This is a genomic window from Streptomyces sp. NPDC057654 (assembly GCF_042800135.1).
Classification (GTDB): Bacteria; Actinomycetota; Actinomycetes; order Streptomycetales; family Streptomycetaceae; genus Streptomyces.
In genome coordinates, this window is record NZ_JBHVHQ010001107.1 from 1 (window position 1) to 2,374 (window position 2,374).

The 2,374-nt window shown below is 74.4% G+C and carries 2 protein-coding genes; one reads left to right on the plus strand and one right to left on the minus strand.

Annotated features, from left to right (window positions below):
- Positions 1–164 precede the first annotated feature (164 nt).
- Positions 165–1,460 carry a DUF2786 domain-containing protein gene (locus tag ACFU99_RS40985; RefSeq protein WP_384403087.1) on the minus strand — a complete coding sequence of 432 codons (1,296 nt, stop codon included), beginning with the start codon at positions 1,458–1,460 and terminating at the stop codon, positions 165–167.
- A gap of 174 nt (positions 1,461–1,634) precedes the next feature.
- On the opposite strand from ACFU99_RS40985, the gene ACFU99_RS40990 reads away from it, so the two are divergent.
- Positions 1,635–2,270, plus strand: a complete 636-nt coding sequence (locus ACFU99_RS40990) for a GNAT family N-acetyltransferase (protein ID WP_384403090.1) — start codon at positions 1,635–1,637, stop codon at positions 2,268–2,270.
- The last annotated feature ends 104 nt before the right edge of the window (positions 2,271–2,374 follow it).

Sequence of the window (2,374 nt, forward strand, 5' to 3'; positions counted from 1 at the left end):
GGGGCGGGTGGTGGCGGCGGTCCGGGAGGCGGTGGGCGGATAACGCGCGGCGGGCGGATGACGAGTGGAGGGCGAGTCTCGCCCGGTGGGCAGGTCCCCCGCTGGGCAGGTCGCGCGCCGGGCAGGTCGCGTGCCGGGGCGCGGCGCGGCTGCGCGCCGGGGAGCTACCTCCGGTGCAGCATCGCCGCGTCCGCCGCCGCCCGGCCATGCGCCCACCCCGCGGCGTCCCGGCCCTTGAGGCGATGGGACGTCGTGGCCGGGAAGAGGCGTTCGGCGCTCTCCCCCACGGCCACGTCACGGGCGGCGAGGACCGGCAGGACCTCGGTCGGCTCCTCGGCGGCCACTTCCTCGGCCGCTTCCTCGGCGGCGGTGACCAGCCGGTCGCGGATGCGGCCCGCGTACGCGATGAGGAACGACTCCCGGAAGTCGCGCGTGCGGCGCGAGCGGCCCCGCGCGTGGTGTTCGTCGCCGGCCCGGCGCATGGCGGCGGTGGCCTGGACGAGCAGCGAGGTGTACATCAGCTCGACGAGTTCGAGGTCCGACGCGAAGCCGACGACCGTGGAGAAGTCGAACTCGGCCGACCAGACCGCACGGCAGTGATTGGCCTCGGCGACCGCGTCGAGCAGCAGCGCCTTCGCGGGTTCATACGGGCCCTCGACCCCGATCCGGCAGGCGTCCGGCCCTTCCCCCGCTTCTCCCAGCGCTCCCGCCCCCGCGGCCAGCAGCGCCGCGTCGATCGAGTGCCGCGCCATCAGCTCCTGGGCCTTCGCGGAAAGCGCCTCCGCCTCCTCCGCGAACTCCGTCGACTCCGCCTTCGCCAGCAGCGCCCTGATCCTGCCCAGCTGCCGCGGACCGGGCGCGGCGCCGTCCGGGGCCGGTACGGGCCGCACCCGAGCGGCGGCCCCCGGCAGGGGCCCGACCGGCGTGATCCGGGGCAGCCGGGCGATCCGCCGCAGCGCCCCGAGTACGCCCGCCACCGTCTCGAAACGGCTCAGCCGCTCGCGCCCCGCGAGACTCTCCAGATAACTCTCGTCACCGCCACCATCACCATCACCATCACCGACCCACCAGACCTGCGCCGCACCCACCGCCGCCAGTTGCGCCGACCAGCGGGCATCGAGCGACTCCGGCGCATAGCGGCGCGCCTCGGCGGCGATGGCGTCGGCGACGAACCGACCGGTCGCGGCGTCCGGCTCGCGCCGCATCAGCCGTACGACGTCCGCGGGCTGCCAGCCGTACTCCCAGGCGCGGCGTGCGAGCTCCTCGGCGGCCCGCAGCAGCGCGCGGCTCACGGCCCGCGGTCCGGCGGGGGCGGCGGCGAGGAGGGACGCGGCGGCGTCGAGCGCGTCGTCGAGGCCGTCCTCGGGGACGGCGGCGAGGCCGCGCAGCGCGTCCCGTACGGTCTCCAGCAGTTCGGCCGCCTCGTGCCGCTCCTGCCCGCCGCCACCGCGCTTGCCCACGTGCCGCTCCTCGCTTCCCTGGTCTTCGCCTCTTGGCCTCTTGGCCCCCTGGCCCCCTGGCCCCCTGGCCCCCTGGCCCCCTGGCCCCCTGGCCCCATTCTCGCGTGCGGGTCGGACATCAGCCGAAGGCCGCCCCCACAGCAACCTCCCGCACAGCGCTCGTAGGCTGACCGCATGCCGACCACACGCTCCGTCGCCGACGGCGACGCCCTTCAGATCACCGCGGTCCTCTCCCGGGCCTTCGCCGCCGATCCGGTCATGGGCTGGTTCTTCCCGGAAGCCGCGTTCCCGGACGAGCAGGCCCGTAGCGAGTGCCTCGCCGCGTTCTTCGGAACGCTGCTGGAATTCCAGTACGGGCCCTACGGCGCCTGCGAGGTGGCGATACCGGATCAAAGTGAAGGCACCCTGGCCGCTGCCGCCCTGTGGACGCCGCCGGGCTCCCCCGAACTGTCGGAGGAGGACGAGCAGACGATGGGGCTGCGGATGGTGGAACTGGTCGGTGACCGGCTGGACCGGTTGATCAGCTCCTACCGGCTGCTGCGCGCTCATGTCCCGGACACGCCCCACTGGTACCTGGGGGTGCTGGGCTCCGATCCGGCCGGGAAGGGCGGCGGGTACGGCGCGGCGCTGCTGCGCTCGCGGCTGGCGACGTGCGACGCGGACGGCGTTCCGGCGTATCTGGAGGCGTCCAAGGAGGCCAACATCGGCTACTACGAGCGGTTCGGCTTCGCGGTGCACGGTGAGGCCGCCGGGGTCGAGCTGCCGGACGGCGGCCCGGTGGTGTGGCCGATGTGGCGCGACCCGCGCTGACGGGCTCGTACACAAAACGCTCGTAGACACAAAGCGCCCGTCGACACGGAACAGCCGTAGACACACAACGCCCGTAGACACGGAACGCCCGTAGACACGGAACA

Coding starts and splice junctions, on each gene's coding strand:
- ACFU99_RS40990 (WP_384403090.1), top strand. CDS start 1,635: ATGCCGACCACACGCTCCGTCGCCGACGGCGACGCCCTTCAGATCACC.